Source organism: Frankia sp. CcWB3, from assembly GCF_977927595.1.
In genome coordinates, this window is the sequence record NZ_CDWRCK010000345.1 from 1,902 (window position 1) to 3,917 (window position 2,016).

1 protein-coding gene and 1 pseudogene are annotated in these 2,016 nt (G+C 66.0%); one reads left to right on the forward strand and one right to left on the reverse strand.

What is annotated here, in order from left to right; all coding sequences use genetic code 11:
- Window positions 1-1,017: aminotransferase class I/II-fold pyridoxal phosphate-dependent enzyme (locus ACY5KJ_RS18810; RefSeq protein ID WP_462203983.1), on the forward strand; the 1,017-nt coding region annotated here is incomplete at its 5' end.
- Between the two features lie 389 nt (window positions 1,018-1,406).
- Here ACY5KJ_RS18810 and ACY5KJ_RS18815 read toward each other — a convergent pair.
- Window positions 1,407-2,016: pseudogene (locus ACY5KJ_RS18815) on the reverse strand (thiolase family protein); the annotation flags it as partial.

The window sequence follows — 2,016 nt, forward strand, 5'->3', positions numbered from 1 at the left end:
TTTCATTTCGACTCCTATGGCCTGGTCGTCGGCGGCTCCCGAGTGGTTCAGGGCGTCGCCCGGCCACACCTGGAACTGGAGGCGCTGGTCGCTGAGATCACCGGCCGGCAGAAATCGCTCACCTTCGCCACCGGGCTGCTGGCCAACGTCGGATTCGTGCACGCGATGAGCGCCAGGTTCTCGTTCAACAACCAGCCCGGCGTGGACAACGCCGACACGGTGTTCGTGCTCGACCGGGACAGCCACTGGAGCATGTGGAAGGCCGTTGAGCGATTCAAGTTCGGACGTAACATGATCGACTTCCGCCACAATGACATTGCCGATCTCAGGCAGGTGCTGGAGAACCTCCGCGGCCGGCGGGTCGTTGTCGGATTCTTGACCGTGTACTCCGACGGCTCGATGGCTCCGGTCGGCGAGATCCTCGACCTGTGCGACGAGTTCGGCGCGGTCAGCTTCGTCGACGACGCGAACGGCTTCATGGTCTACGGCAACGGCGGCCACCGGTTCGCCGCTGAATACGAGGAGCTGCGCCGGGCGACTTTCCTGATGGTGTCGTTCGGCAAGTCCATCGGCTTGGGCGGTGGACTTGCGGGACCGGCCGACGCTCTTGATGCGTTCCGCTTTCTGTCGGGCACGTCGGTGTTCACCAACAACATTCAGCCGCCGACCGCCGGCGCCATCGTCCATGTGCTGCGCCGGATGAGACAAGACCCGTCGGTGATGGAACGCTACCTCGACCGAGTCGACCGGCTGCGGGAGCGACTGCTCGGGATCGGCTGCACCATCAACGCCACGCCGACCTACGTCACATCGATCTCGGTGGGCTCGAACCACACCGCCGTACGCGTCCGGCAGGACTTCCTCGATCGCGGGTATCTGGTACCGATGTTCGGCTACCCGGCGGTGAACAAGAACCAGGCCGTGATCCGACTGATGGTGAACAACCGACTATCCAACGAACACCTGGATGGCTTCGTCGACACACTCGCCGAGCTCAAGCAGAAGTACGAGTTCTGAACCGGCGCTGCTCGGTCGTCCGCGAGCCGGCACCGGCAGGGCCAGAGCCGGTACCGTCCGCGGCATCCTCCAGGGCGGCCGGGGGCACGGGACGAGTCAGGGGATCATACGGCCCTGGCGATCTGATCACGGCTTGCGAGTACAGATAGGCGCGATCTTGACACTCTCACCTGACGAGCGGGTCAGCCGGACCGCCGCTGATGCGATGAAGGGGCGGGAACCTGTCCTTTTATTCGCAGGATCTCGTCGTCCGGTTCGGGTGCGGTAGGCCTGTGTCGAGCAGCGGGGTGGAACGGGCCAGCACGATGTGCTGGGAGCGTGCGGCCTGGCTGAGCCGCCGCGGCCGGCAAGGGATCGGCCGGCCGGCCAGCCCGGCGCAGGGGAAGACCAACGCCGAGCTCACGCTGGAACGCGCAGTATGAGAGCTTCTCCTTGGCCACCGCCGCGAACGCCTCGTTGATCTCGTAGAGGTTCACGTCCGCGGGGGTCAGCCCCTCCTTGCGCAACGCGGCCGCGATCGCGTTCGCGGGTTGGGACAGCAGCGAGGCGTCCGGGCCCGCGACAAAGCCATGGTGACCGATCTCAGCGAGCACGGGGAGACTGAGCTCGTTCGCCTTCACCCGGCTCATGACGACGACGGCCGCGGCACCGTCGGAGATCTGGGAAGCCGAGCCGGCGGTGATCGTGCCGTTCGGGGCGAACGCGGGGCGCAGCCTGGCCAGCGCCTCCGCCGTGGTGTCACCCCGCACGCCCTCGTCCTGCGTCACCAGCACAGGCTTGCCACGGCGCTTGGGCACCTCGACCGGGACGATCTCGTCATCAAGACGATCTCGTCATCGAACAGACCGTTCCTCATGGCAGCGGCGGCGCACCGGTGCGACCGCGCGGCGAACTCATCCTGCTCGGCTCGGCTGATGCCCTGACCCTCCATGTGTCGCTCAGTGGAGGGTCCCATGCCCGTCCAGTCGAAGGCGCAAAAGAGAGCGTCACTAGGGCATG